Annotated in this window: 21 protein-coding genes and 3 tRNA genes; 16 read left to right on the top strand and 8 right to left on the bottom strand. The window is 71.3% G+C overall.

The window, feature by feature from the left end; translation table 11 throughout:
• From LL946_RS17850 to LL946_RS17840, 3 genes are all read right to left on the bottom strand, one after another.
• Positions 1-1224 (bottom strand): thiolase family protein, encoded by a 1224-nt coding sequence (locus LL946_RS17850; RefSeq protein ID WP_404383092.1) that lies wholly within the window; start codon positions 1222-1224, stop codon positions 1-3.
• A 234-nt stretch (positions 1225-1458) separates the two neighbouring features.
• A complete protein-coding gene (locus tag LL946_RS17845) occupies positions 1459-2763 on the bottom strand; it encodes an HRDC domain-containing protein (RefSeq protein WP_404383090.1) in 1305 nt (434 codons plus the stop codon).
• Position 2764: 1 nt separating this feature from the next.
• Positions 2765-3349, bottom strand: a complete 585-nt coding sequence (locus LL946_RS17840) for a DUF3000 domain-containing protein (protein ID WP_404383088.1) — start codon at positions 3347-3349, stop codon at positions 2765-2767.
• A gap of 70 nt (positions 3350-3419) precedes the next feature.
• On the opposite strand from LL946_RS17840, the gene LL946_RS17835 reads away from it, so the two are divergent.
• Together LL946_RS17835 and hemE are read left to right on the top strand one after the other, a co-directional pair.
• Complete coding sequence (locus LL946_RS17835; RefSeq protein WP_404383086.1) at positions 3420-4253, top strand: DMT family transporter; 834 nt, start codon at positions 3420-3422, stop codon at positions 4251-4253.
• Between the two features lie 58 nt (positions 4254-4311).
• A complete protein-coding gene (gene hemE, locus LL946_RS17830; protein WP_404383084.1) occupies positions 4312-5340 on the top strand; it encodes a uroporphyrinogen decarboxylase in 1029 nt (342 codons plus the stop codon).
• Here the strand turns inward: hemE and LL946_RS17825 are convergent.
• On the bottom strand, positions 5329-6297 hold the full coding sequence (locus LL946_RS17825; RefSeq protein ID WP_404383082.1) for a DUF4349 domain-containing protein: 969 nt from the start codon (positions 6295-6297) through the stop codon (positions 5329-5331). The genes hemE and LL946_RS17825 overlap by 12 nt on opposite strands.
• A 130-nt stretch (positions 6298-6427) precedes the next feature.
• Between LL946_RS17825 and hemG the strand changes: the two genes are divergently transcribed.
• From hemG to LL946_RS17810, 3 genes are all read left to right on the top strand, one after another.
• Complete coding sequence (hemG, locus tag LL946_RS17820) at positions 6428-7855, top strand: protoporphyrinogen oxidase (protein WP_404383080.1); 1428 nt, start codon at positions 6428-6430, stop codon at positions 7853-7855.
• 4 nt (positions 7856-7859) lie between these two features.
• Positions 7860-8588, top strand: a complete 729-nt coding sequence (gene hemQ / locus LL946_RS17815; protein ID WP_404383078.1) for a hydrogen peroxide-dependent heme synthase — start codon at positions 7860-7862, stop codon at positions 8586-8588.
• A gap of 210 nt (positions 8589-8798) precedes the next feature.
• A complete protein-coding gene (locus tag LL946_RS17810) occupies positions 8799-9710 on the top strand; it encodes a type IV toxin-antitoxin system AbiEi family antitoxin domain-containing protein (protein ID WP_404383076.1) in 912 nt (303 codons plus the stop codon).
• Positions 9711-9809: 99 nt separating this feature from the next.
• Here LL946_RS17810 and msrB read toward each other — a convergent pair whose 3' ends face one another.
• The gene (gene msrB / locus LL946_RS17805; RefSeq protein WP_404383074.1) at positions 9810-10244 is read right to left on the bottom strand and encodes a peptide-methionine (R)-S-oxide reductase MsrB; all 435 of its coding nucleotides are present in this window, start codon (positions 10242-10244) and stop codon (positions 9810-9812) included.
• A 72-nt stretch (positions 10245-10316) separates the two neighbouring features.
• The gene (locus LL946_RS17800) at positions 10317-12722 is read right to left on the bottom strand and encodes an ExeM/NucH family extracellular endonuclease (protein WP_404383072.1); all 2406 of its coding nucleotides are present in this window, start codon (positions 12720-12722) and stop codon (positions 10317-10319) included.
• A gap of 202 nt (positions 12723-12924) precedes the next feature.
• On the opposite strand from LL946_RS17800, the gene LL946_RS17795 reads away from it, so the two are divergent.
• The 4 genes from LL946_RS17795 (at position 12925) to LL946_RS17780 (ending at position 18857) form a co-directional block, all read left to right on the top strand.
• Positions 12925-15066, top strand: a complete 2142-nt coding sequence (locus LL946_RS17795) for an ATP-dependent DNA ligase (protein ID WP_404383070.1) — start codon at positions 12925-12927, stop codon at positions 15064-15066.
• Complete coding sequence (locus tag LL946_RS17790; protein WP_404383068.1) at positions 15059-16228, top strand: alpha/beta hydrolase family protein; 1170 nt, start codon at positions 15059-15061, stop codon at positions 16226-16228. The genes LL946_RS17795 and LL946_RS17790 overlap by 8 nt, the downstream gene beginning before the upstream one ends.
• A 218-nt stretch (positions 16229-16446) precedes the next feature.
• Positions 16447-17865, top strand: a complete 1419-nt coding sequence (locus LL946_RS17785) for a dicarboxylate/amino acid:cation symporter (protein WP_404383066.1) — start codon at positions 16447-16449, stop codon at positions 17863-17865.
• Positions 17862-18857 (top strand): LLM class flavin-dependent oxidoreductase, encoded by a 996-nt coding sequence (locus tag LL946_RS17780; RefSeq protein WP_404383064.1) that lies wholly within the window; start codon positions 17862-17864, stop codon positions 18855-18857. Before LL946_RS17785 ends, LL946_RS17780 begins: the two co-directional genes overlap by 4 nt.
• A 147-nt stretch (positions 18858-19004) precedes the next feature.
• On the opposite strand, the gene LL946_RS17775 is transcribed toward LL946_RS17780, so the two are convergent.
• Complete coding sequence (locus LL946_RS17775; RefSeq protein ID WP_404383062.1) at positions 19005-19682, bottom strand: dihydrofolate reductase family protein; 678 nt, start codon at positions 19680-19682, stop codon at positions 19005-19007.
• Positions 19683-19734: 52 nt separating this feature from the next.
• Here LL946_RS17775 and LL946_RS17770 point away from each other — a divergent pair, with 52 nt between their 5' ends.
• Positions 19735-20634, top strand: a complete 900-nt coding sequence (locus tag LL946_RS17770; RefSeq protein ID WP_404383060.1) for a polyphosphate kinase 2 family protein — start codon at positions 19735-19737, stop codon at positions 20632-20634.
• A gap of 13 nt (positions 20635-20647) precedes the next feature.
• Here LL946_RS17770 and LL946_RS17765 read toward each other — a convergent pair whose 3' ends face one another.
• Positions 20648-22291 (bottom strand): acyl-CoA dehydrogenase family protein, encoded by a 1644-nt coding sequence (locus tag LL946_RS17765; RefSeq protein ID WP_404383058.1) that lies wholly within the window; start codon positions 22289-22291, stop codon positions 20648-20650.
• A 117-nt stretch (positions 22292-22408) separates the two neighbouring features.
• On the opposite strand from LL946_RS17765, the gene LL946_RS17760 reads away from it, so the two are divergent.
• From LL946_RS17760 to LL946_RS17735, 6 genes are all read left to right on the top strand, one after another.
• Complete coding sequence (locus LL946_RS17760) at positions 22409-23539, top strand: YihY/virulence factor BrkB family protein (protein ID WP_404383056.1); 1131 nt, start codon at positions 22409-22411, stop codon at positions 23537-23539.
• A gap of 80 nt (positions 23540-23619) precedes the next feature.
• Positions 23620-23692 (top strand) — tRNA-Gly (locus LL946_RS17755).
• A gap of 23 nt (positions 23693-23715) precedes the next feature.
• A tRNA-Cys gene (locus LL946_RS17750) sits at positions 23716-23786 on the top strand.
• A gap of 17 nt (positions 23787-23803) precedes the next feature.
• Positions 23804-23878, top strand: a tRNA-Val gene (locus LL946_RS17745).
• Positions 23879-24013: 135 nt separating this feature from the next.
• Positions 24014-24325: a 2TM domain-containing protein gene (locus tag LL946_RS17740; protein ID WP_404383054.1), complete on the top strand. Its 312-nt coding sequence runs from the start codon at positions 24014-24016 to the stop codon at positions 24323-24325.
• A 21-nt stretch (positions 24326-24346) separates the two neighbouring features.
• A complete protein-coding gene (locus LL946_RS17735; RefSeq protein ID WP_404383052.1) occupies positions 24347-24808 on the top strand; it encodes an SRPBCC family protein in 462 nt (153 codons plus the stop codon).
• Positions 24809-24879 lie beyond the last annotated feature (71 nt).

The following is a 24879-nucleotide window of genomic DNA, read 5'->3' as shown; positions in this document are numbered from 1 at the left end:
TCAGGCCACCTCTCCGTTGTCGCGGCCGTAGTCGGCGTGGTGCGGGTTCTCCCAGATGACGGCTCCACCCATGCCGATGCCGATGCACATGGCGGTGAGGCCGTAGCGGACCTCCGGGTGCTCCTCGAACTGGCGCGCGAGCTGGGTCATGAGGCGCACGCCCGAGGACGCGAGCGGGTGGCCGGTGGCGATGGCGCCGCCGTACTCGTTGACGCGCGGGTCGTCGTCGGCGATGCCGAAGTGGTCGAGGAAGGCGAGCACCTGGACGGCGAACGCCTCGTTGAGCTCGAAGAGGCCGATGTCCTCAATGGTGAGGCCGGCCTTGGCCAGGGCCTTCTCGGTCGCGGGGACCGGACCGATGCCCATGACCTCGGGCTCGACACCGACGAAGGCGAACGACACCAGGCGCATCTTCACCGGGAGACCCAGCTCCCCGGCGGCGGTCTCCGAGGCGAGGATGCAGGCGGTCGCGCCGTCGTTGAGGCCCGCGGCGTTGCCGGCGGTCACGGCACCGTGCGGCCGGAACGGCGTCCGGAGGCCGGCGAGCTCCTCGAGCGTCGTGCCGGGGCGGGGCGGCTCGTCCTGGGTGGCGAGGCCGGCGCCGCGCTCGGAGTGGCGGGTCGCCATCGGGACGAGGTCCGGCTGGATCTTGCCGGCCTCATAGGCCTGGGCGAGCTTGGTCTGGCTCCCCACGGCATACGCGTCCGAGCGCTCCTTCGTGAGCTGCGGGAAGCGGTCGTGGAGGTTCTCAGCCGTGTTGCCCATCGAGAGGGCGGACTGGTCGACCAGCTTCTCGGCCAGCAGGCGCGGGTTGGGGTCGATGCCCTCACCCATGGGGTGGCGGCCCATGTGCTCGACGCCGCCGGCGATGGCGATGTCGTAGGCGCCGAAGCCGATCGAGCTCGCGACGTTGGTCACCGCGGTCATCGCGCCGGCGCACATGCGGTCCACGGAGTAGCCCGGGGTGGTGTTGGGCAGGCCGGACAGCAGCGCGGCGAGGCGGCCGAGGGTCAGGCCCTGGTCGCCGGTCTGGGTGGTCGCGGCGATGGCGACCTCCTCGACGCGGTCCTTGGGGAGCTGGGGGTTGCGCTTGAGCAGCTCGCGGATGCAGCGGATGACGAGGTCGTCGGCGCGGGTCTGGGCATACATGCCCTTCTCGCCGGCCTTGCCGAACGGGGTGCGCACGCCGTCGACGAAGACGACCTCACTCAGGGTGCGGGGCACGGGGGAGCCTCTCTGGTCGGAGATGTCGGTGATGCTCCGCTCAGGCTACTAAGCGATCGCTTAGCGACGTATGCCGTCCCGGCGTGAGAGCCGTCACCCGCCGGGTTGGGGGGACCGTTTTCCGGGGACGGCGGGAAACGGTCCCGAAGCAAGGGAACTGTTCCATTGCTCCGGCACCGTTTTCCGGGGACGGCGGGAAACGGTCCCGCGTCAGGCCCCGCGTCAGGCGGGGGGTCAGGCGGGGTCGGGGTGGGCCTCGAAGGCCCGGGCGAGCATGGGCGCGACGATGTCGGCCTGCCACTGCCGGACGCCCAGCTCCCGCAGCGCCTCGGCGAAGCCGTCGGTGTCGCGCGTCGCCGGCGGTCGCCACACCACCCGACGGAGCGGGTCGGGCGAGCAGACGTTCTCGACCGGGATCTCGCGCTGCCCGGAGAAGGCCATGAGCTCGTTGCGCGTGTCCGCGAGCCGGGCGGCGGCGACGGGGTCCTTGTCGGCCCACGACCGGGCGGGCGGCGGGCCGTCCGAGCGCAGGGTGCGCTGCGGGAGGTCGGCCTCGTCGATGGCGTTGGCGCGCTTGACCGCGGCGACCCACTGCCGTCCGTAGCGGGCGATGGCTCGGTGACCGCTGGGCAGGTCGGACGTCGAGGTCGGGGCCGCAGTGGCGATCGAGACCAGGCCGGCGTCGGGCAGGATCCGGCCGGGGGAGGTGTCGCGCTCCCGGGCGATGTCGTCGCGGGCGAACCAGAGCTCACGCACGACGGCGATGCCGCGGCGGCTGCGGATGGTGTTCATGCCGCTCGTGCGACGCCACGGGTCGACCTTCTCGGCCGGCTCCCACGACAGCAGCGCCTCGAACTCCTGGCGGGCCCACTCCGACTTCTCCTGGCGGGCGAGGTCGACGCCCATGAGGTTGCGCAGCTCGGTGAGCACCTCGACGTCGAGCGCGGCGTAGCGCAGCCAGGGCTCGGGCAGCGGGCGGGTCGACCAGTCGACCGCCGAGTGCTCCTTGGCGAGCGCGAGCCCGAGGTAGTGCTCGACCACCGCGGCCAGCCCGACGCGGGGCAGACCGAGGAGCCGGGCGGCGAGCTCGGTGTCGAAGAGCTGACGGGGACGCAGCCCGACCTCGGCGAGGCAGGCGAGGTCCTGGGTGGCGGCGTGCAGGATCCACTCCGCGCGCCCGATGGCCTCGTCGAGCGGGCTGAGGTCGGGGCAGCCCATGGGGTCGATGAGCCAGGTGCCCGAGCCCTCGCGGCGGACCTGCACGAGGTAGGCGCGCTGGCCGTAGCGGTAGCCCGAGGCGCGCTCGGCGTCGACTGCGACCGGGCCCTCACCGGCGGCGATGGCAGCCGCGGCCTCGGTCAGCCCGCGCTCTGTCTCGACGACGTGGGGCACCCCCTCGGACGGCTCGTCGAGCGGGATGGGCGGCGGGCCCTGGACGACGTCGGACGGCTGGTCGACGTCGGTCTGGGCCTCGGCCTCGGACTCGGGCTCGGACTGGAGATCGGCGGACGGGCCTGCCGTGGGAATGTCGGCGCTCATCTCAGCGTCGGGGCCCCGGCAGGGCCACGACACCCTCGGGCAGCGGGGGAAGGCCCGCGATGGTGCAGAGGAGGTCGGACCAGGCGAGCAGGTGGGTGCCGGCGTCGGGGCCGATCGGGGTCCACGAGGCGCGGACCTCCATCTCGACGCTCGCCGGGCGGTCAGCCAGCCCGGCGAAGCTCTGGCTCACCACGCGGGTCACCGTGCCGGCCTCGGCCGTCGCCGTGACACCACGACCGGCCAGGGCGTCGACGAGCCAGGTCCAGCCCACCTCGCCGAGCAGCGGGTCGGCGGCGAGCTCCGGCTCGAGCTCGGCGCGGGCGAACGTCACGGCGCGCCACTCGCCACCCCACGGCTCGGGCGCCGACGGGTCGTGCAGGAGCACGAACCGACCGGACGCCAGCTCCTCGTCGTCGCCGGCTGAGCCGAGGACGTCGGCGGTGAGGGCGACGGCATACGGAGCGATGCGCTGGGGAGCGGGCACCTCGGTGATGCGGACCTCGGGACGCAGCCGGACGTGCCGCAGGGCCTCGAGTGCCGCCGTGAACTCCGGGGACTCGCGGCCGGGAAGGGAGCGTGTTGCCACCCGATGAGCGTATGCCGGGTAGCCGGGTTCGTGGGGAAGGCCACGCCGTGACGGGGCCTAGGCTGCGTCCGTGCTCTCCCTCCTCGCTCTCGCGTCCTCCGCGGTGTGGGGCACCTCGGACTTCTTCGGCGGACTCGTCGCCAAGCGGCTGCCGGCCATCGCCGTCGTCGGCGTGACCCAGGGGCTGGCCTTCGTCCTGCTCACCGTCATCGTGCTCGTCCGCCTCGCCACGGGTCATCCGCCGCAGTGGGGTCCGTGGGTCGGTTGGGCGATGCTCGCCGGGGTGGCAGGCGCGAGTGGGCTCGTGGCGTTCTACACGGCACTCGCCTCGGGGACCATGGGCGTCGTCGCACCCGTCGCGTCGATGGGCGTCGTCGTGCCGGTCGCGCTCGGTGTTGCCTCCGGCGAGGCGCCGAGCCCTTGGGTGTGGGTCGGCATCCTCGTCGCCGTCGTGGGGATCGTCCTGGCCTCGGGACCCGAGCTGTCCGGGGCGGTGTCGCCCCGCCCGGTGCTCCTCGCCGGGATGGCGGCGGTGTGCTTCGGGACCGCGCTGTTCGCGCTGGACCGGGCGGCGCGGGACTCGCTGCTCATGGCGCTGTGGGGCATGCGCGCCACGTCGGTGACGCTGTTCGTCGTCGTGGCGCTGTCCCTGCGGTCGGTGGGAGGCACCGCTCGTCGAGACCTCCCGCAGCTCGCGCTCATCGGCTTTGCCGACCTGCTCGCGAACGCGCTCTTCGCGACGGCGTCCTCACGCGGACAGGTGAGCATCGCGTCGGTGCTCGGGTCGCTCTACCCGGTCGCGACGATCCTGCTCGCCCGCCTCGTGCTGGGGGAGCGGCTGCGCCCGATCCAGCAGGTCGGCGTGCTCTGCGCGCTCGCGGGCGCGGCAGTCATCTCCGTCTGAGATCCCACCGGGCGTCGTCGCTGACGGGCGCCTCACGCCCGGATGAGAGGATTCCGCGGTGATCTCCGACAGCCCGCTCGTCCTCGCAGCCACCCGCCGACCGGTCCCGCACACCCCTGTGTGGTTCATGCGCCAGGCCGGGCGCTCGCTGCCCGAGTACCGCGAGCTGCGCGAGGGCACGGCCATGCTCGAGGCCTGCCGCACCCCGGACCTCGTCACCGAGATCACCCTCCAGCCGGTGCGGCGCCACAAGGTCGACGCCGCCATCTTCTTCAGCGACATCGTCGTCCCGCTCGCCGCCGTCGGGGTCGACCTCGACATCGTCCCCGGCACGGGTCCGGTCGTCCCCGCGCCGTTCCGAACGCGCGCGGACCTCGACCGTCTCCCCGACCTCACGGCCGACGCGATCCCGGACATCACCGAGTCGGTCCAACGCCTCATCGCCGAGCTCGGCTCGACGCCGCTCATCGGCTTCGCCGGCGCGCCGTTCACCCTGGCCTCCTACCTCGTCGAGGGCGGCCCGTCCAAGACGCACGAGCAGACCAAGGCGCTCATGCACGGCGACCCGCAGCTCTGGAACGACCTGTGCGAGCGCCTCGCCCAGATCTCCGGTGCGTTCCTGCGGGTCCAGGTCGAGGCCGGGGCCAGCGCCATCCAGCTCTTCGACTCGTGGGTGGGCGCGCTCCCGCGAGCCGACTACACGGCATACGTGCAGAGGCACTCGACCACGGCGCTCGCCGCGGTGGCCGACCTCGGCGTGCCGCGGATCCACTTCGGGGTGGGGACCGGCGAGCTGCTCGACCTCATGGGTGCGGCCGGTGCCGACGTCGTGGGCGTGGACTACCGCGTGTCCCTCACCGACGCGGTCGCCCGCCTCGGCGACTCGTATGCCGTCCAGGGCAACCTCGACCCGGCTCTCCTCGGTGCCCCGTGGGAGGTGCTCGAGGCCCGCGTCCGCGCGATCGTCGACGAGGGCCGGAAGGCCCCGGGCCACATCTTCAACCTCGGTCACGGCGTCCCGCCGCACGCCGACCCCGACGTCCTCACGAGGATCGTCGAGGTCGTGCACGAGCACTCAGCGCGCTGACGCGGGAGGTGCGGGACCAGCAGGACCGGCCGGCGCCACCGGGGTGACCAGGGCCGCGCCGGCCCGGTGCCGACGCAGCCACCAGAAGAGCGGTGCGAGGACGAGGCCGAACGCCACGGCGAAGGGGAGCACGGCGCCGACCACGGTGGTCAGGACGGCCACCGAGGCGGCGAAGGCCTTCCAGCCGGACTTCAGGCCCGACATGAAGCCACCGGCCGCGACCGGCTCGTAGTCGTCGGTCGACAGCGTGATCGAGATCGGGGACATCGCCACCGAGTCCTTGAGGCTGGCCAGCTGGGCGGTGAGCGCGTCGAGCTCGGCCTGACGCTGGGACAGCTCGTTCTCGAGGGCGACGAGGTCGTTGACGGTCGAGGCGCGGGAGAGCAGGTCGCGGATCCGGGCGACGCTGGCGGTCATCGACTTCACGCGGGCCTCGGTGTCGACGTAGGTCCCGGTGACGTCCTCGCTCGAGCTGTTGCGGAACTGGACGTCGCCGACCTTCTCGATGAGGGCGATCGTCGCGTCGACCTGGTTCGCGGGGACGCTGATCGTGATCGCACCCGAGGTGTCCTGCTGCTCGCCCGAGTAGAGCTCCTCGGTGATCACGACACCGCTCTGCTGGGCCGCGATCGACCGGATCCGCGACGCCGCCACGACCATCGAGTCGACCTTGAGCTGGAGGTGGGCGCGGCGGACGAGCTTCTGCCCGACGCTGGCCCGTGCCGACTCCGGGGAGACCGCACCGACGGCACGGTCGGGGGCTGCGGGGGCTGCGGGGTCGGCGCCCGGCTCAGCGGCCGAGTCCTGCGAGGTGGTGCCGCCGCTCATGCCGGTGGACGCGTCGTCCGCGCTGCCGCTGCACGCCGCGAGAGCACCGACGGCGAGGAGCCCGGCGAGGACGGAGGTGGCGATGCGGCGACCCCGAAGGCGCCGGGTGCGAAGACCGTGGGTGCTCATGGTGCTCTCCGTTTCTCCGGGCTGCCCCGGCACTGCGTGGTGCCTGTCGAAGGTGAGACTCCTCCCGTGCGGTCTCCGGTTCCGCTCATCCGGGTCACGATGTGATGACGGCCGGTGAGAGAGTGGCGAGGTGACCGTCGAGAGCACCGCCGACCGCCCGGAACGCACTGTCGTCGTCATCGGGGGCGGGGTCGCCGGCCTCACGGTGGCCCGGGACCTGCTCGTGAGTCGCCCGGCCACGAGGGTCGTCGTCCTGGACGCCTCCGACCGGGTCGGTGGCAAGCTGCGCCGCGAGTCGATCGGCGGCCACCTCGTCGACGTCGGGGCCGAGGCGATGCTCGCCCTGCGCCCGGAGGCGGTCGACCTCCTCGGTGAGCTCGCGGACCCGTCGGAGGTCGTCACCCCTGACACGACGTCGGCCCGCGTGTGGTCCCGAGGTGGCCTGCATCCGCTGCCGCGCACCCGGATCGGTGTGCCGTTCGCCAGCTCGGACGTCACCGGACTGCTCACCGACGAGGAGGCCGCCCGGATGCGGGACGAGTCGCCCGCGCCCGAGGTGGGCAGCGACGTCTCGGTCGCCGACTACGTGGGTGCTCGGCTGGGTGACGCGGTCGTCGACCGCTTGGTCGAGCCTCTCCTCGGCGGCGTGTATGCCGGCCGGGCCCGGTCGCTGTCGCTGCGCGCGACGATGCCGTCGATCTGGGCGACGGCACAGGCGGGCGGGTCGCTGCTCGCGGAGCCGCCGGTCGACGCGCAGGCCGGTGGTGCTCGGCCGCCGTTCGTCGGACTGACCGGTGGGGTCGGCAGGTTCCCGGAGCTGCTTGCCGCCGATCTCGAGCGCCGCGGGGGAGTCATCGAGTCCGGTGTCATCGCCCGCGCGGTCGAGCGCACCGCCGAGGGCTGGTCGGTGGTCACGGGCCCGACGACCGAGCCGAGGAGGGTACACGCCGACGCCGTGGTCGTGGCGGTGCCGCCGCCTGCGGCCGCTCGCCTCCTCGCGCCGCACGCCCCCGACGCCGCGTCCGCCCTCGGCGAGGTCGAGATGGCCTCGGTCGCCGTCATCACCCTCGCCGTCCCGGCGGCGCAGGTCGCCTCCTGGGCGGGCTCGGGCTTCCTCGTCCCGCCGATCGACGGCCGGGGCATCAAGGCGTCGACGTTCAGCTCGGCCAAGTGGGGGTGGCTGGCAGCGGAGGCTGAGGGCACGGCATACGTGCGTGCGTCGGTCGGCCGGGCCGGCGAGACTGCGACGCTCCAGCGGGAGGACGCCGACCTGGTGGACCTCGCCGCTCGCGAGATCGCCGAGGCGGTGGGTGCGGCGCCGCTCACGGTCGTCGACAGCCACGTCCAGCGGTGGGGTGGCGGCCTGCCGCAGTACACCGTGGGGCACGTGGACCGCGTGGCTCGGGTGCGCGCCGCGGTCGCCCGGGTGCCGGGGCTCGCGGTGGCGGGCGCAGCCTACGACGGGGTGGGCATCCCCGCGGTCATCGCGTCGGCACGGCTGGCCGCGGACGCGACGACCACCCACCTCGATGGCCTCGCGGGGCGGGCGGGAGAATGACGGCATGAGCACCCCCACCGGTCGTCCCGCCCCCAGCAAGCCCAGTCCCGCGCGGATGCGCGAGATCAACGAGACGATCCGCTACACGATGTGGTCGGTCTTCGAGGTCACCGAACCGCTGGGCGACGAGGACCGGGCCGCGATGGTGGCCGAGGTCGAGGAGCTCGTGGCCGAGCTCGAGTCCCGTGACGTCGTCGTGCGCGGGTTCTACGACGTGGCCGGGCTGCGCGGCGACGCCGACCTCATGGTGTGGTGGCACGCCGAGCGCATCGAGGACCTCCAGGACGCCTACCACCGGCTGCTGCGGACGGCGTTCGGTGCGCACCTGTCGTCGGTGTGGTCCAACGCCGCCCTGCACCGGCCGGCGGAGTTCAACAAGAGCCACGTGCCGGCGTTCCTCGCGGGGGAGGAGCCGCGCGAGTACGTGTGCGTGTACCCGTTCGTGCGCTCCTACGAGTGGTACCTCCTCGAGGACGCCGAGCGCCGCGACCTGCTGCGCGAGCACGGGCAGATGGCGCGCGACTACCCGGACGTGCGGGCCAACACGATCGCGTCCTTCGCCCTGGGCGACTACGAGTGGATCCTCGCGTTCGAGGCCGACGAGCTGCACCGCATCATCGACCTCATGCGCGAGCTCCGGGCGTCGCGGGCACGGATGCACGTGCGCGAGGAGGTCCCGTTCTTCACGGGGCCGCGCGTCGAGGTCGCCGACCTCATCGCCCGCCAGCGCTGACCCCACCCGCCTCCCGTTTCCCGCCGTCCCCGGAAAACGGTTCCCGGGCAGGGGAACAGTTCCCTTGCCCGGGGCGCGGATGTCTTGTTCGGGTGATCCGGGCGCTTCCGGATCGTGCGTTGTCCACAGGTGGGTTTCTGCACGCCGGCTGTGCACAGGATGCAGGTCGAGCTCTTCCGACAGATGCGTTCGGCAGCAGAGGGTGCCGAGATGAACCTCGACGACATCTGCAGGATCGCCGGCGCACAGGCGGGCATGTTCACGACCCGGCAGGCAGAGCTCCTGGGCATCGGGCGGAAGGGCCTGCGTGAGGCGGTCCGGTCGGGTGGGGTCCTCCATCCCGCCCGTGGCCTGTATGCCGTGACGGCCCTCGTCGACACCGGCTCGGTTGCGTGGCAGCACCATCTGGCGGCCGGGGCCCGGTTGCTCTATCCCGATGCCACGCTCACCGGCGTGACCGCGGTGCTGGCGCATGGTCTCCCGGTCTGGGGATGCAGGCTCGACCGCCCGGACCTCCTTCGACCGATCGAGCGTCAGGCGGGGGCTAAGCCGTATCGCGTGCGACCGCTACGGAGTACGACGGTCGAGGGTCCGTGGGGGCGGAGCGTCCCGCTGGCCGAGGCTCTGGTGCAGCTGTGCATGGACCACGGGATCGTCCAGGGTGTCGTCTCCGCTGACGCCGCGCTCCACAGAGGACTGGTCTCGAAGGCCGAGCTCGAGGCCGCGGTGGACGCCGTCGCGACGTGGTCCCGTTCGCATCGACCCCGAGCGATGATCACCCACGTGGACCCTATGGCCGAGTCGGTGGCAGAGAGCCGAGCCCGCGTCGAGTTCAGCTCACACGGCATACAGGTCGAGTCGCAGTTCGTGGTCCGCCGAGGTGACGGAACGGTCATCGGACGGGCCGACTTCCGTGTCAAGGGGACCAACGTGCTGGTCGAGGTGGACGGCAAGATCAAGTACGCCGACGGGGACCCTCAGGTGCTCTGGGCAGAGAAGCGGCGTGAGGACGACATGCGGGCCGAGGGCTGGATCTTCGTGCGGGTCACCTGGTTCGACCTCGAGACACCAGGCAAGCCGTCCGCGAAGGTCCACCGGGCGATGCTCACTGAGAGCGCCTGACGCCACGACTTCAGCAAGGGAAACGGTTCCGGAGCAAGAGAACTGTTCTCTTGCTCCGGAACCGTTTAACGGGGACGGCGGGAAACGGTCCGCGGGAGGTCAGGCGTCGGCGCCGTCGGCCGGGCGGAGGGTGAGGGCGATGCTGTTCATGCAGAACCGCTGGTCGGTCGGGGTGTCGTAGCCCTCGCCCTCGAAGACGTGCCCGAGGTGGCTGCCACAGCTGGCGCAGCGGACCTCGGTTCGCGGACGGCCCGGCAGCGAGGCGTCCTCGAGGAACTCGACCGAGTCGCCGGCGAGCGGTGAGTAGAAGGACGGCCAGCCGCAGTGGCTGTCGAACTTGGTCTCCGAGGTGAAGAGCTCGGCGCCGCAGGCGCGGCACGAGTAGACACCCTCGGTCTTGGCGTCGGTGTACTCGCCCGTGTAGGGGCGTTCGGTGCCGGCCTGGCGCAGCACGGCGTACTCCTCCGGGCTGAGCTCGGCGCGCCACTCTTGGTCGGACTTGGTGACGGCATACGTGCGGTTCGAGGACTCCATGTCATGAGCCAACCACGAGGCCCCCGGGAACGTTCCCGGGGGCCTCGTCGGCTCAGGTGCTCAGCCGGATGGTCAGCGCGGTCCGCGGCCCTCGACCGACAGGCCGATGAGCAGCGGGTCGTGGTCGGACGACGAGAACGGCGTCGCGGTGAAGAAGTCCGTCACGTTGTAGTTGCGACGCGAGTACTGCATCGCGACCGACTCGTCCCCGTTGATGTCCCAGACGCCGGCGCCGGTGACCATCTTGAGGGCCTTGGCGTTGGCGAAACCGTGGTCGAGGGAGCCGAGGCGCCCGTCGAACTGGTAGCTCGCCGAGCCGTCGTCGAACTGCTTCGCCAGGTTGGTGTAGCCGGCCGCCTCGATCTCGCGCACCGGGTCCTCCTTGGAGTAGGCGTTGAAGTCACCCACGAGGAAGATCGCCTCGTCGACGAACTGCGTGTTCGCCCACGTGGTCAGCGCCTTGGCCTGAGCGACGCGCGAGGGGTTGGAGTTGCCCTGACCCGTGCCGTCGTCGAAGCCGGAGCCCTTGGACTTGAAGTGGTTGGCGATGACGACGAACGGGCTGCCGGCGTTGAGGGCCTTGAACTTCTGGGCCAGCGGGTAGCGCGCGTTGGCGAACGCCCCGTCGAGCAGGATCTGCGACGCCTCGAGCGGCATGACCCGGTCAGTGCGGTAGATGAAGGCCGTGCGGATGACGTCCTCGTTGGTCGGCGTCACGGTCGGCGACGCGACGTGGGCCCACGTGCCGCCGTCGGCGTTGAGCGCCGTGACGAGAGTGGCGAGCGCCTTGTCCCGCGGCTGGCCCGGGAGGTAGCTGATCGCCGAGCTGTTCTCAATCTCCTCGAGGGAGATCACGTCGGCACCGAGGCCCTTGATGGCCGTGACGATCTTGGACTCCTGGTCCTTGAACGCCTCCGGGGTCCACGCGCCGCGGACCTCGCAGAAGTTCGTCGTCACCGGGGTGCCGTCGCGGTCGGCGTAGTACGGGCAGTTCTTGTAGGTGTCCTCGGTCGCGCCCAGGTCGGGGAAGTAGTTGAGGACGTTGAACGTGGCGAGCTTGAGGTTGCCACCGACGACGGGCGCGGTGGACTCGCGGTCGTTCTCGGTGCTCACCGGGTCATCGGCGTCGGTCGCGCCGACGATCTGGCTGGTGGGCTGGTAGTTCCACTGGAACCGGTAGTCGAGGATGACCGGCTTGGCGAAGCTCACCTGCGACCCGGTGCGCATCGGCTCGGCCTGTGACAGGTAGGGCAGCGGCGAGTCCTGCGCGGTCTCGTTGCGGATGTAGTCCCAGCTCGAGCCGTCGTCGAGGGTGATGTACTTCTTCTTGTTCTCGGCCTCGTATGCCGTCGCGGCGACACCCGGGAGGACGACGTCGGTCGCCGTGTAGAGCGGCTGGTCACCGACGGCGAGCCCGACCTGGCCGTACTGGTTCAGGCCGTAGTTGTTCGTGATCGTGTAGGTGCCCTGGGGCTGCACGAGCATGCCCTCGTACTGCTCCTTGTCGGCATTGGTGACCGGCAGGGTGGACAGTGCGGTGGGCGTGACTGGGGCGCAGTCGGTGGCCGGGGCCACGGCAGCCTTGGTCAGCTCGGTGAGGGTGCTGAACTCCACGACGGTCGCGGCGACGTCGTAGCACTGACCCACCTCGACGGCGGTGGTGCCGAAGACGAAGATGCCGTCGGACGCGCCGGGGGTGGCGTCGGTCGCGCCACCCGTGCCCGGGGTCTGGAGGTAGAAGCCGTTGAACCCGCCGGTCGGGTAGACCGCGGTGACGACACCCTGCGTGGTGACCTGGCTGCCCTGCATCGGGGAGGCCGGGCCGGTGCCCTGGATCTCGGCGATCGTCGCCTTCGTGGGCGTCGGGTCCGGGTCGGTCCCGCCGCCACCCGAGGCGGTGGGCGTCGGGGCGCCGATGGTGAAGTCGGCCGCGTTGTTGTCGGAGTCGACGAAGCTGGCGTTGCGGGCCGCCGCGGTCGAGTTCGAGAGCGCACGGGTCGCCGTGCCCTCGAAGAGGTTGGCCGTGCCGAAGCCGATGCGGTCCACGAGGGCACCGGAGGCGTCGAACAGGTCCACGCGTCCGTTGGTCGCGCTCATGTTGAGGGAGCCGCTGGCGTCGGGCTCGGGCAGGACCGCACCGTTGCCTGCGCCGGCCCCCTGCTTGATGAGGAAGGTCTTGCCGGGGCCGAGGCTGCCGGAGAGCGACGTCGCGCCTCCGCTGCCGCCCGAGGCGGAGAAGTACTCGACCTTCCAGCCGGTGAGGCTGACCGAGGCCGACGAGCGGTTGCCGAGCTCGATGAAGTCGTTCTGGAACTGCGCGCCGGCGTTGCCACCGCCTCCGTAGACCTCAGAGATGACGACGGTGGTGGAGACGGCGTTGGCGGGCGCGGCCGCGAACAGGGCGGTGGCCCCGATGAGCGGGAGGGCGACGAGCGGTGCGGCGGCGGCGGCGCACGTTCGGCGGGAGAATGCGGACATAGGGAGTCCTTCAAGGGTCTGCAGGGAGTGAACTCCCAGACCGTATGCCGTTCGCACACTTTTGTCTGTAGTCCTGGGTAAGCATTCGGCAAACTTCTCGCGTCGCTCCGTGCGGCCAGTGCCGGGCGAGGCGTTTGCGCTGGTGAGGTCGCCCGTTCGCGCATTCGGCTCCGGTGTCGTGGCGCCTCACTAGGGTGTGGCCATGACGGGTGCGACGACGATGGAGATCGACGGACCGGACGGGGCGCGTGAGGTCCGGCTCTCCAGCCCGGACCGGCTCATGTGGCCCGGTGAGGGGATCACCAAGGGCGACCTCGCGGCATACATGGTCTCGGTGGGGGACCCGCTGGTCCGCGCGATCGGGGACCGCCCCGTGACCCTGCAACGGTTCCCGGAGGGGATCGACGGCGAGGAGTTCTACCAGAAGAACCCGCCCAAGGGCATGCCCGACTGGATCCGCACGGTGTCGTGCCGCTACCCGTCCGGGAGGCGGCACGCGCAGCTCGTCGTCGACGAGGTGGCGGCCGCGGTGTGGGCGATCCAGATGAACACCATCACCTTCCACCCGTGGCCGGTGCGCACGGCCGACAACGACAACCCGGACGAGCTCCGCATCGACCTCGACCCCCAGCCCGGCCGCACCTTCACCGACGCGGTCGAGGCGGCGCTCGCGCTGCGCGAGGTGCTCACCGAGCTCGGGCTCACCGGCTGGGCCAAGACGTCCGGCAACCGTGGGGTCCACGTCTTCGCACGGATCAGGCCGACCCACGAGTTCCTCGACGTTCGCCACGGCGTCATCGGCATCGCTCGTGAGCTCGAGCGGCGTCTGCCCGACCTCGTCACGACGTCCTGGTGGAAGGAGGAGCGCGGCAGCTCAGTCTTCGTCGACTTCAACCAGGCCTGCCGTGACCGGACCATCGCCTCGGCCTACAGCCCCAGGCCCCTGCCCGGCGCTCCCGTGTCGATGCCGGTGTCGTGGGAGGAGCTCGCGACCGTCACGCCCGCCGACTTCACGGTGCTCACGGTGCCCGAGATCGTCGCCGACCGCGGTGACGTCTGGGCGGACATGGGCGAGAGCATGGGCGACATCGCACCCGCGCTCGCCCTTTGGGACGCCGACGTGGAGCGAGGTCTGGGAGAGCTGAACTTCCCCCCGGACTACCCCAAGATGCCGGGTGAGCCGCCGCGCGTGCAGCCGAGCAAGCGACGCGCCGACCGCGCCGACGAGGACTACATGCGGCCCAAGGCCGAGCGCGACGCGGAGCTGCGCGAGCAGTGGGGCATGCCGGTGGTGCCGCCGATCCCGCCGATGCTCGCCAAGCCCTCCAAGAGGCTCGTCGAGGGCGAGGTCAGCTACGAGCCCAAGTGGGACGGCTTCCGGTCGATCATCTACCGCTCCGGCGACCAGGTCGAGATCGGCAGCCGCAACGAGAAGCCCATGACCCGCTACTTCCCGGACGTCGTCGAGGCCGTGCTCGACAACTTCCCGGACAGGTGCGTCGTCGACGGCGAGATCATCCTCGTGAGGCCGGGCGAGGACCGGCTCGACTTCGACCTGCTGCAGCAGCGCATCCACCCCGCGGCGAGCCGGGTCAAGAGGCTCGCGGCCGAGACGCCGGCGAGCTTCGTCGCGTTCGACCTGCTGGCCCTGGGGGAGCGCGACCTCATGGGCGAGCCGTTCGAGGTGCGGCGGGCAGAGCTCGAGAAGGCCTTCGCGTCGGTCAAGGCCCCGATCCACCTCACCCGGGCGACCCGCGACCCGGCCGAGGCGAGGCAGTGGTTCGAGCAGTTCGAGGGGGCCGGGCTCGACGGCGTCATGGTCAAGCCCCTCGACGGGACCTACGAGCCCGACAAGCGCACGATGCACAAGTTCAAGCACGAGCGCACCGCCGACTGCGTCGTCGCCGGCTACCGCACGCACAAGAGTGGCGACGACCTCATCGGCTCGCTGCTCCTCGGCCTCTACGACGACGAGGGCACCCTCGCCAGCGTCGGAGTCATCGGCGCCTTCCCGATGGCCCGGCGCAAGGAGCTCTTCGAGGAGCTCCAGCCGCTGGTCACCGACTTCGACGACCACCCCTGGGCGTGGGCCAAGCAGGAGGAGGGCAACCGCACCCCGCAGAACGCCGCCGGCTCCCGGTGGGCCGCGGGCAAGGACCTCTCGTTCACGCCGTTGCGCCCCGAGCGGGTGGTCGAGGTGCGCTACGACCACATGGAGGGCGTCCGCTTCCGCCACACCGCGCAGTTCGTCCGGTGGCGCGAGGACCGCGACCCGGAGTCCTGCACCTACTCCCAGCTCGAGGAGCCCGTGTCCTACGACCTCGCCGACGTGCTCGATGGCTGACGCGCGCGGCCTGCGTCGCGCAGCCGTCGCGGCCGCGGCCGTGGGGGCGACCACGACGCTCGCGAGCGCGGCGGGCTCGCTTGCGGCCGCGGCATACTTCGCCCGCAAGGTCCTCACCCCCGAGAGGCAACGTCCCGACGACACCGAGATCCTCGAGGTCCGGGGCAACCGCGTGCTCCTGTCGGCCACGGCCGAGACGGTGGTGCCGGGTCGCTACGGGCTCTGGCTCGACGGCGGGCAGGGGCACGTCCGGATCGGCGACCTCACCTCGACCGACCTCGCTGCCGACACGGTCGAGCGAGAGGTGCTCGGCGTCGACCACGGCGAGCTGGCGCCGGGAGGTGCTCGCTTCGACGGCTACTACTACGTCGGCACCCCGGACCAGGCCCTCGGCCTGCCGACGGAGGCGGTCCACTTCGTCGGTGAGCTGGGACCCATGCCCGCCTGGGTCGTGCCCGCTGAGGCGGGGCGCGGCTCGCGCTGGGCGGTCCTCGTCCACGGTCGCGGGGCCCAGCGCCAGGAGACCCTGCGTGCCCTGCCTGCCCTGCACGCGGCCGGGTGGACCTCGCTCGTGCCGACCTACCGCAACGACGAGGACGTCCCCGCCGGTCCCGACGGCCGCTACAACCTCGGCCTCTCCGAGTGGCGAGACCTCGAGGCGGCGGTCGAGTATGCCGTCCGGTCCGGTGCCGAGGAGGTCCTCCTCGTCGGGTGGTCCATGGGAGGAGCGATCGTACTGCAGTTCCTCGACCGCTCGCCCATGGCCGACGTGGTGTCCCGGGTCGTGCTCGACGGGCCCGTCATCGACTGGGGCGACGTGCTCGACCACCACGCCCGACTCAACCGGCTGCCCAAGGGGGTGGGGAGCCTCTCCCGCTCGATGATGGGGCGGGGCTGGGGCAAGCGGTTCGTCGGCGTGCACGAGTCGGTGGACGTCGCTCAGACCGACTGGGTGGGACGCGCTGGCGAGCTGCGCCACCCGATCCTGCTCATCCACTCGGCGGACGACGAGTTCGTGCCGGTCGGGCCGTCCCGGTCGCTGGCGCAGCACCGTCCAGACCTCGTGACGTTCGAGGAGTGGCAGGTGGCGCGGCACTGCAAGGAGTGGAACACCGACCCCGAGCGCTGGGAGCGCGTCGTCGCCGGCTTCGTCCGAGACTGAGCGTGCCGGGCCGGCCTCGCCCGCACTGGCCGGCTCGCGAAAACGCGGGTTACGGGGAATAGCGGCGCCACCGACCCGGTTGCCGAACCTGTGTGCACCCTGACGATGACTCCTGCCCTGTGGCGGCGTCTGCACGTGGACCTGAGGCTCGACGCCAGCGACCGCTGTCGCCGCTGACCGCCTCCGACCCCCACGTCCCCTTCTTCAGGAGCCTCCTCATGTCCAGCACCACCCCTGACCCCGTCGTGCCCGCGTCCGCCTCCGGGCGCGACCGCCGTCCCCGCCTGCCCTTCTGGGCGCAGGTCTTCATCGGACTCGCCGCCGGCGTCGTCCTCGGCTTCCTCGCGCGCCAGCTCGACCAGGCCTGGCTTGCCGAGACGCTCAAGACCGTAGGCGGGATCTTCGTCCAGCTGCTCAAGGTCATCGTCGTCCCGCTCGTGCTCACCGCGATCATCGTCTCGATCGCCAACCTCCGTCAGGTGACGAACGCCGCCCGGCTGGCGGGCGAGACCCTCGTCTGGTTCGCCGTCACCGCGGCCGCGTCGGTCGTCGTCGGCATCACGGTCGGCCTCGTGACCAACCCCGGCGCCAACGCCACGCTCGACACCGCGGCCTGCGAGGCACCCAGCAGCACCGGCAGCTGGCTCGACTTCCTCACCTCGATCGTGCCGAGCAACTTCCTCGGGCTCGAGGTGTCGACCTCCGCCGAGGACGGCGGGTCGCTGAGCTCCAGCCCGTCGTTCAACATCCTCCAGCTCGTCATCCTCGGCATCGCCATCGGCGCAGCCGCCCTCGCCGTGGGCGCGAAGGCCGAACCGTTCGTCGACCTCACCCGCAGCGCGCTCGAGATCTTCAGCAAGCTCGTGTGGTGGGTCATCAAGCTGTCGCCGGTCGGCACCGCCGCGCTCATCGGCTCGGCCGTGGCCAACTACGGCTGGGACCTGCTCGGGCCGCTCGCGATCTTCACCGCCGACGTCTACATCGGCTGCGCCATCGTGCTGCTCGTCATCTACCCGGTCGTGGCCCGCGCCAACGGCCTCAGCCCGGTGAAGTTCTTCGCCGGCGCCTGGCCCGCCATCCAGTTCGCGTTCGTCTCGCGCAGCTCGATCGGCACCCTGCCGTTGACCCAGCGCGTCGTGACCCACAACCTGGGCGTCTCGCGTGACTACGCCTCGTTCGCCGTGCCCATCGGTGCGACGACCAAGATGGACGGCTGCGCGGCGATCTACCCGGCACTCGCCGCGATCACCGTGGCGCAGCTGTTCGGTGTCGACCTCGGCGTGACTGACTACCTGCTCATCGCCTTCGTCTCGATCGTCGGGTCGGCGGCCACCGCGGGCCTCACCGGTGCCGTCGTCATGCTCACCCTCACGCTGTCGACCCTCGGGCTGCCGCTGGAGGGAGTCGGGCTGCTCCTCGCGATCGACCCGATCATCGACATGATCCGCACCGCGACCAACGTGGCCGGGCAGGCGCTCGTCCCGGCGATCGTCGCCAAGCGCAACGGCCTCCTCGACCAGGACGTCTACGACTCCAACACCTTCCGGGGAGCCGACGCCCGGCTCGAGCTGGACGAGGACGAGGCCACGCCGTTGGCCCCGGCCCACGAGGACACCCGCGTGGCGGTCTCGGCATGAGCGCAGCAGGACCGCGGCTCTCGCTGCTCGACCTCGCCACGGTGGGCCGCGACCAGCCCGTCGGTGAGGCCCTCGAGACCAGCGTAGTGCTCGCGCAGAAGGCCGACGAGCTCGGCGCGTTCGAGCGGTTGTGGTTCGCAGAGCACCACAACATGCCCTCGATCGCGTCCGCAGCGACCGCGGTCCTGCTCGCCCACGTCGCTGCCCGGACCGAGCGCATCCGCGTCGGTTCGGGCGGGGTCATGCTGCCCAACCACTCACCCCTCGTCATCGCCGAGCAGTTCGGCACGCTCGCCGAGCTGCACCCGGGGAGGATCGACCTCGGGCTCGGGCGTGCACCCGGCACCGACCAGGTGACGATGCGGGCGCTGCGGGCCGACCCGCGCGCCTCGGACCGATTCCCGGACGACGTGCTCGAGCTCCGGGGCTACCTCTCCGACGAGAGCCTCGTGCCGACGATCAACGCGATACCCGGCCGGGGGACCAGGGTGCCGCTCTACATCCTCGGCAGCTCGCTCTTCGGCGCCCAGCTCGCCGCTCGGTTCGGGCTGCCCTATGCCTTCGCCAGCCACTTCGCGCCCGACGCCCTGCAGCAGGCGGTGGAGGTCTACCGGCGTGAGTTCCAGCCGTCCGAGCAGCTCGCCGAGCCGCACGTCATCGCGGCCCTCAACGTCGTCGTCGCCGACGAGCAGGACCACGCCGAGGCGCTGGCCGCCTCCGTCCTCCGCTCGCGTGTCCGGTCGCTCGCCTCCCGCGTCCCGGCGTATGCCGGCCGGCTCGACGACGCTGCCGTCGACGCCCTCATGGACTCACCCGTGGCGGCCCAGGCCCGGCACATGATGACGTACTCGGCGGTGGGGGATCTCGAGTCCGTGCGCGACTACCTCGTGCGCTTCGCCGAGCACGCGCGCGCCGACGAGCTCATGGTGACCAACGCCGCCCCCGGCCTCGACAACCGGCTCAGGGCCCTGGAGCTCCTCGCTTCTCCCTGACCCGTCACTTTTCGACCAAGAGGTCACGAAGTGACGGGCGCCGCACCCGTCACTTCGTGACCTCATGGTCGAAAGTTGCGTGACCTATTGGTCGAAAGTTGTCGGAGGTGAACGTCGGCCTGTCAGCTCGTCGGCCTCGTGAGCTCGTCAGCTCGTCAGGCGCCAGAGGGTGAGGAGGGAGCCGTCCTCCTCGAGGAGGTGGACGACCTCGGTATCGAACCCCGAGCGGCCGTCGAGCGGGCTGCCTGCGACGACGCGGGTGCCGTCCCCGCCGACGAGTCGTGGGGCCATGGTGAGGGCCAGCTCGGCGACGAGACCGGCGTCGAGCAGGTCGTGGAAGAGGCTCGGCCCGCCCTCGGCGAGGACGCACGGCATACCGGCGTCGTGGAGGCGGGCCACGACGGAACGCAGGTCGACCTCGGTGTCGCCCTCGACCCAGACGTCGTCGGCCGGCTCGCGACCGGAGGCGGCGCACGTGACGAGGACGACGTCGCCCTCGCCGGTGGCGAGAGACTCGGGCAGGTGGCCGCGGCCGCTGACGACGAACAGGGGAGTGCTCCCACGCCGGTAGCCCTCGGCGCGAGCCGTGCCGGCGCCGACGAGCACGCAGTCGGCGAGCTCGCGCTGCAGGTGGAAGACGCGACCGTCGGCCTCGGTGTTGATGGACCCGCTGCGGCCGTCACCGCCGACGGCCGAGCCATCGAGGGTGCTGACGAAGTTCGCGCGCACGCCGCCTCCCTCGGGCCAGGCGTAGAGCCGGGCGAGGTCGTCGTCGCCGACCGTGCCGGACGCGGAGGGTGATCTCGAGTCGAGGAGCAGGCGCACGACGCCGAGTCTGTCACCCCACGGGATGCCCGGCGGCTGACAGGATGCCGGGATGGCGAAGAAGAGCACCACGAAGGAGTCGGTCGGCCAGGATATCGGCGCGTCGGACGCGAGCACGGCGGCCTTCACGGCGGCGCTGCGCGCCGGAGAGGGCTTCGACCTCGCGTCGCTCGACCCACGGTCGACCCCCGGGTTCGACGGTGACAAGGCCGCCGGCGAGGCGACCCAGGCGGGTATGGGGGAGCGGCTCGCCGAGCTCCAGGAGCGGCTCTACGCGGAGTCTCGGGGCGGGGGCACCCGCTCGGTGCTGCTGATCATCCAGGGCATGGACACCTCCGGCAAGGGCGGGATCATGCGTCACGTCGTCGGGTCCTTCGACCCGCAGGGCGTCGAGATCACGTCGTTCAAGGCCCCGAGCGACGAGGAGAAGAAGCACCCGTTCCTCTGGCGGATCCGCAACGCCCTCCCGAGCCCCGGTGACATCGGCGTCTTCGACCGCTCGCACTACGAGGATGTCCTCATCGTGCGGGTCCACGACCTCGTGCCGCGCAGCCAGTGGTCGCGGCGCTACGCGCAGATCAACGACTTCGAGGCCACGGTCGTCGCGTCGGGCACGACGGTCATCAAGGTCATGCTCCACATCTCCAGCGGCGAGCAGAAGGCTCGCCTGGCCGAGCGGCTGGAGCGTCCCGACAAGCACTGGAAGTACAACCCCGGCGACCTCGACGAGCGGTCGCACTGGGCCGACTACCAGCTGGCGTACCAGGACGCCGTCGAGAAGTGCTCGACCGAGGTGGCGCCGTGGTTCGTCGTCCCCGCCGACCGCAAGTGGTACGCCCGCCTGGCGGTCACCCACCTCGTGCTCGAGCACCTCGAGGCGCTCGACCCGCAGTGGCCGCGGGCCGACTTCGACGTCGAGGCCGAGAAGAAGCGCCTCGCGCTCATGCCCTGAGCCGTCGCAAGCGTCACGACCAGGTGCGGTCGAGGATCGCGGTGACCTCGGCAGGCCCCACGTCGTCGAGGGAGCCGAAGGTCGACCCGTGGCCTTCCCCGTCGAGCCGTCCGGCGACGAACGCCTCGGAGACCGCGGCAGGGGAGTGCTGGGCGAGGAGTGCCGCCTGGAGCGTCACTGCGAGGTGCTCGACGATGCGTCGCGCCTGCCACGGCCCTCGCTCGGTGGCGGCAGTCGCGACGAGCTCGGGGACGGCGTCGATGGCGCGGTCGAGCCGTCGGTCGTGGCCGCGGGCTGCGGACAGCTCCTTGTCGAGCGCGGCCACGGTCGCCGGCTCCCGCGTCAGGGCGCGCAGGACGTCGAGCGCGCCGACGTTGCCCGAGCCCTCCCAGATCGAGTTGAGCGGCGCCTCGCGGTAGAGGCGGGCGAGGCCGTTCTCCTCCACGTAGCCGGCGCCACCGAGGCACTCGAGGGCCTCGGCCACGAGCGGCGGGGTGCGCTTGCAGACCCAGAACTTGCCGAGCGCGACACCGAGTCGCGCGAGCTCGGACTCCCCGGCGTCGACGGCGTGGGCCATCCGCAGGCCGAGCAGCTCGGCGGCCTCGACCTCGAGGGCGAGGTCGGCCAGCACGTTGCGCATGAGGGGCTGCTCGACGAGGTGGGCGCCGAAGGCCGAGCGGTGACGGGCATGGTGCAGCGCACGCGTCACCGACTCGCGCATCGTCGCCGAGGAGCCGAGGATGCAGTCGAGCCGTGTGGACGACACCATCTCGATGATGGTGCGGATGCCTCGACCGTCCTCACCGACGCGCACCGCCCACGCCTGCTCGAACTCGACCTCGGAGGACGCGTTCGAGCGGTTGCCCAACTTGTCCTTGAGGCGCTGGAGCCGCAACGCGTTGCGGGTGCCGTCGTCCAGGACGCGCGGCACGAGGAAGCAGGTGACCCCGGCCTCGGTCGTCGCGAGGACGAGGAACACGTCGCTCATCGGCGCGGAGAAGAACCACTTGTGACCGGTGAGACGGTAGGTCTCACCGCCCTCGATCGGGCCGCCCGGCGTCGCCTCGGCCCGTGTCGCGTTGGCGCGGACGTCGGAGCCGCCCTGCTTCTCCGTCATGCCCATCCCGGCGATGGCCGACCCGCGTTCCCGCCGTGGTCTCGGCACCGGGTCGTACTCGCGGGAGGCGAGCAGGGGGACCCAGCGGTCCGTGAGAGCAGGAGTCGAGCGCAGGGCCGGCGCGGCGGCATACGTCATCGAGATGGGGCAGAGGTGACCTGCCTCGGCCCGTGACCACGTGACGAAGCCGGCGGCCCGCCGCAGGTGGGCGCCGCTGTCCCGAGGGCGGGTCCACGCCTCGGCGGTGAGCCCGTGACCGACGGCGACGCGCATGAGGTCGTGGTAGCTGCGGGTGTAGTCGACCTCGTCGACGCGCTGCCCGGTGCGGTCGTGGGTCCGTAGGCGAGGGGTGTCGCGGTGCGCGTCGTCGGCCCATCCCTGCGTCGTCGCGCTCCCGGCCAGCTCACCGAGGCTGCTCAGGGCTGCGACGTCCTCGCGGCGGCCCCACCGCTGCATCGCCTCGACGGCGACGGCGTCGGTGGCGAAGAGGTTGTGCCCGGAGAAGTCCGGCACCTGGTTCACGACATCGTGGGTCTGCACAGGGCCGAAGGTTAGTCCGTGGTCGCGAGGGCACGGTCCAGATGTGACCCGCTCGTGTCCGCCGCGCCGCCGTGTCACGGACTCGTCCTCGCAGGTGGGGCGGCTAGCGTGAACGCCGTGACCGACGCGAAGCGACGCCTCCGGCGCTGGCTGGCGCGGTTCCCTGCCCTCGAGGCCTTGGCGCGGCTCACGGTCGAGACGATCCGTGTGTGCCTGCGCTACCGGGTCACCGGGCTGGCCTCGGAGGCCGGCTTCTTCGCGCTGCTCTCGCTGCCCCCACTGGTGCTGGGGCTCTTCGGTGGGGTCGGCTACGTCGGGCGGTGGCTGGGTGAGGGCACCGTCGAGACCGTGCGCCAGTCGATCACGGAGTATGCCGGCCGCTTCCTCACCGACGACGTCATCGACTCGACCCTGGCACCGACCGTGGACGACGTCTTCACGTCCGGTCGCTTCGACCTCATCTCGGTCGGTTTCGTGCTCTCGCTGTGGTCGGGGTCGCGGGCCCTCAACGTTCTCGTCGACACCGTCTCGATCATGTACGGCCAGTCCGGCGTGCGCGGGATCGTGCCGACCCGCGTGCTCAGCTTCTCGCTCTACGTCGTCGCGCTCGTCGTCGGCATCGTCACCATCCCGCTGGTCCTCATCGGCCCGACGCTGCTCGGACAGTTCCTGCCCGAGCGCCTGGACGTCCTCACCTACCTCTACTGGCCGGTGGTGTCACTGCTCGTCATCGCCGCGTTCACGAGCCTCTACCACGTGTCCACGCCCGTCCGGAGCCCGTGGACCCACGACGTGCCGGGCGCGGTCCTCACGCTCCTCATCTGGGTCGTCGCGTCGTTCGCGGTGCGTGGCTCGATCGCCGCCTCCCTCGGTGGCACGTCGATCTACGGACCGCTCAGCGCACCGATCGTGCTGCTCATCTGGCTTTACATGCTCGCCATCGCGGTGCTCATCGGTGCCGCCCTCAACGCCGCCATCCGCAACCTCTGGCCGTCGGCGGAGCAGCGTGGGCTGCGGCAGCGCTTCGTGGGCTGGCTACGGCCCCAGCGGACGGCCTCCGCAGGTGCGGCCGACACCTCCGGCCGCGACGACAGGGGAGCGGATGAGGGCGACGAGCCCGGCGACGGGGACGTCGACGACGACCTGGACCTCGACGGCATACGGCAGGCAGCACGACGGCCTCTGACGCCCATCAACGACGACGAGACCCTCGTCATCCCCCGGATCCGGGTCGGTTCCGGACGCTGAAACAGGCGGGTTTGGAGTTCACGCTCCGGATCAGTTAATGTCTCTCCGCACGCCACAAGGGAAACCAAGTGGGGCGAAGTGCGGATGTAGCTCAGTTGGTAGAGCGCAACCTTGCCAAGGTTGAGGTCGCCGGTTCGAACCCGGTCATCCGCTCGGAGGGTTAGCCACCCCTCAATGGTGGAGTGGCCGAGAGGCGAGGCAGCGGCCTGCAAAGCCGTTTACACGGGTTCAAATCCCGTCTCCACCTCGAGTTGTACCCCTCACGGGCGATTGGCGCAGTGGTAGCGCGCTTCCCTGACACGGAAGAGGTCACTGGTTCAAACCCAGTATCGCCCACCAGCACGACGAAGGCCCCGGACCGCACTGCGGACCGGGGCCTTCGTCGTCTCCCAGGGTCGAGTGGTGGAGGGGACCAAAGGCCCCTCCGCGCGGCACCGGCACGACGGACGCTGGTGGTGAGAGGAGATGGTCACCATGTCGGACCCGGGACCGGAGCTGACCGCTGTGGGTGGGACGAGGGACGAGGAGCTGCGCGCACGAGCCGTCAAGCGGCTCAACGACAAACGCGGGCTCATGGCGCACGTCATCGCCTACGTCACGGTGAACCTGCTGCTCGTGGCCGTCTGGTACCTCACCGGCGCCGGGTTCTTCTGGCCGGTGTTCCCCCTGTTCGGCTGGGGGATCGGTGTGATCTTCCACGCCTGGGACGTCCTGTGGCCCGAGCCGGGAGAGGCGCAGGTCGAGGCGGAGATGGAGCGGCTGCGCCGCCGTGCGCGCACGACCTGAGCCACACGTACCCTGTGCCACATGACCAACCGTGACCGAGTGAGCGTCGAACGCGTCGTGCCCGCGTCGGCCGACCAGATCTTCGACCTCCTCGTGGACCCTGCGCGCCACCTCGACATCGACGGGTCCGGGACGGTGCAGCGGGCCCGCTCGGGTGGTCGTCGGCTCCGGCTCGGCGACTCCTTCGGCATGGACATGAAGCTCGGCGCGAAGTACTCGACCCGCAACGAGGTCGTCGAGCTCGTCGAGAACGAGCGGATCGCGTGGCGCACACTGGCTCCGTTCCCGCTGACGCTGCTCTTCACCGGCCGCACCTGGCGCTACGAGCTCGAGCCCGTCGAGGGCGGCACCCTCGTCCGTGAGACCTGGGACATCAGCACCGAGGCGTGGCCCGGGCGACAGGCGGTCCGCGGCATGGCCGGGCAGACCAAGCGCAACATGGAGCGCACCCTCGCCCGGATCGAGGAGCTCGTCACCGCCTGAGCCCACCGGGTCTCTGGGGCCGGGTTTGGCGAGCCCCGACGACGACCTCGTCGCGCGCCTACGATCGGGTC

Origin of the sequence: Knoellia locipacati (genome assembly GCF_044791685.1) — a bacterium.
Classification (GTDB): domain Bacteria; phylum Actinomycetota; class Actinomycetes; order Actinomycetales; family Dermatophilaceae; genus Knoellia; species Knoellia locipacati_A.
This window is presented reverse-complemented; position numbering and strand designations above follow the sequence as displayed.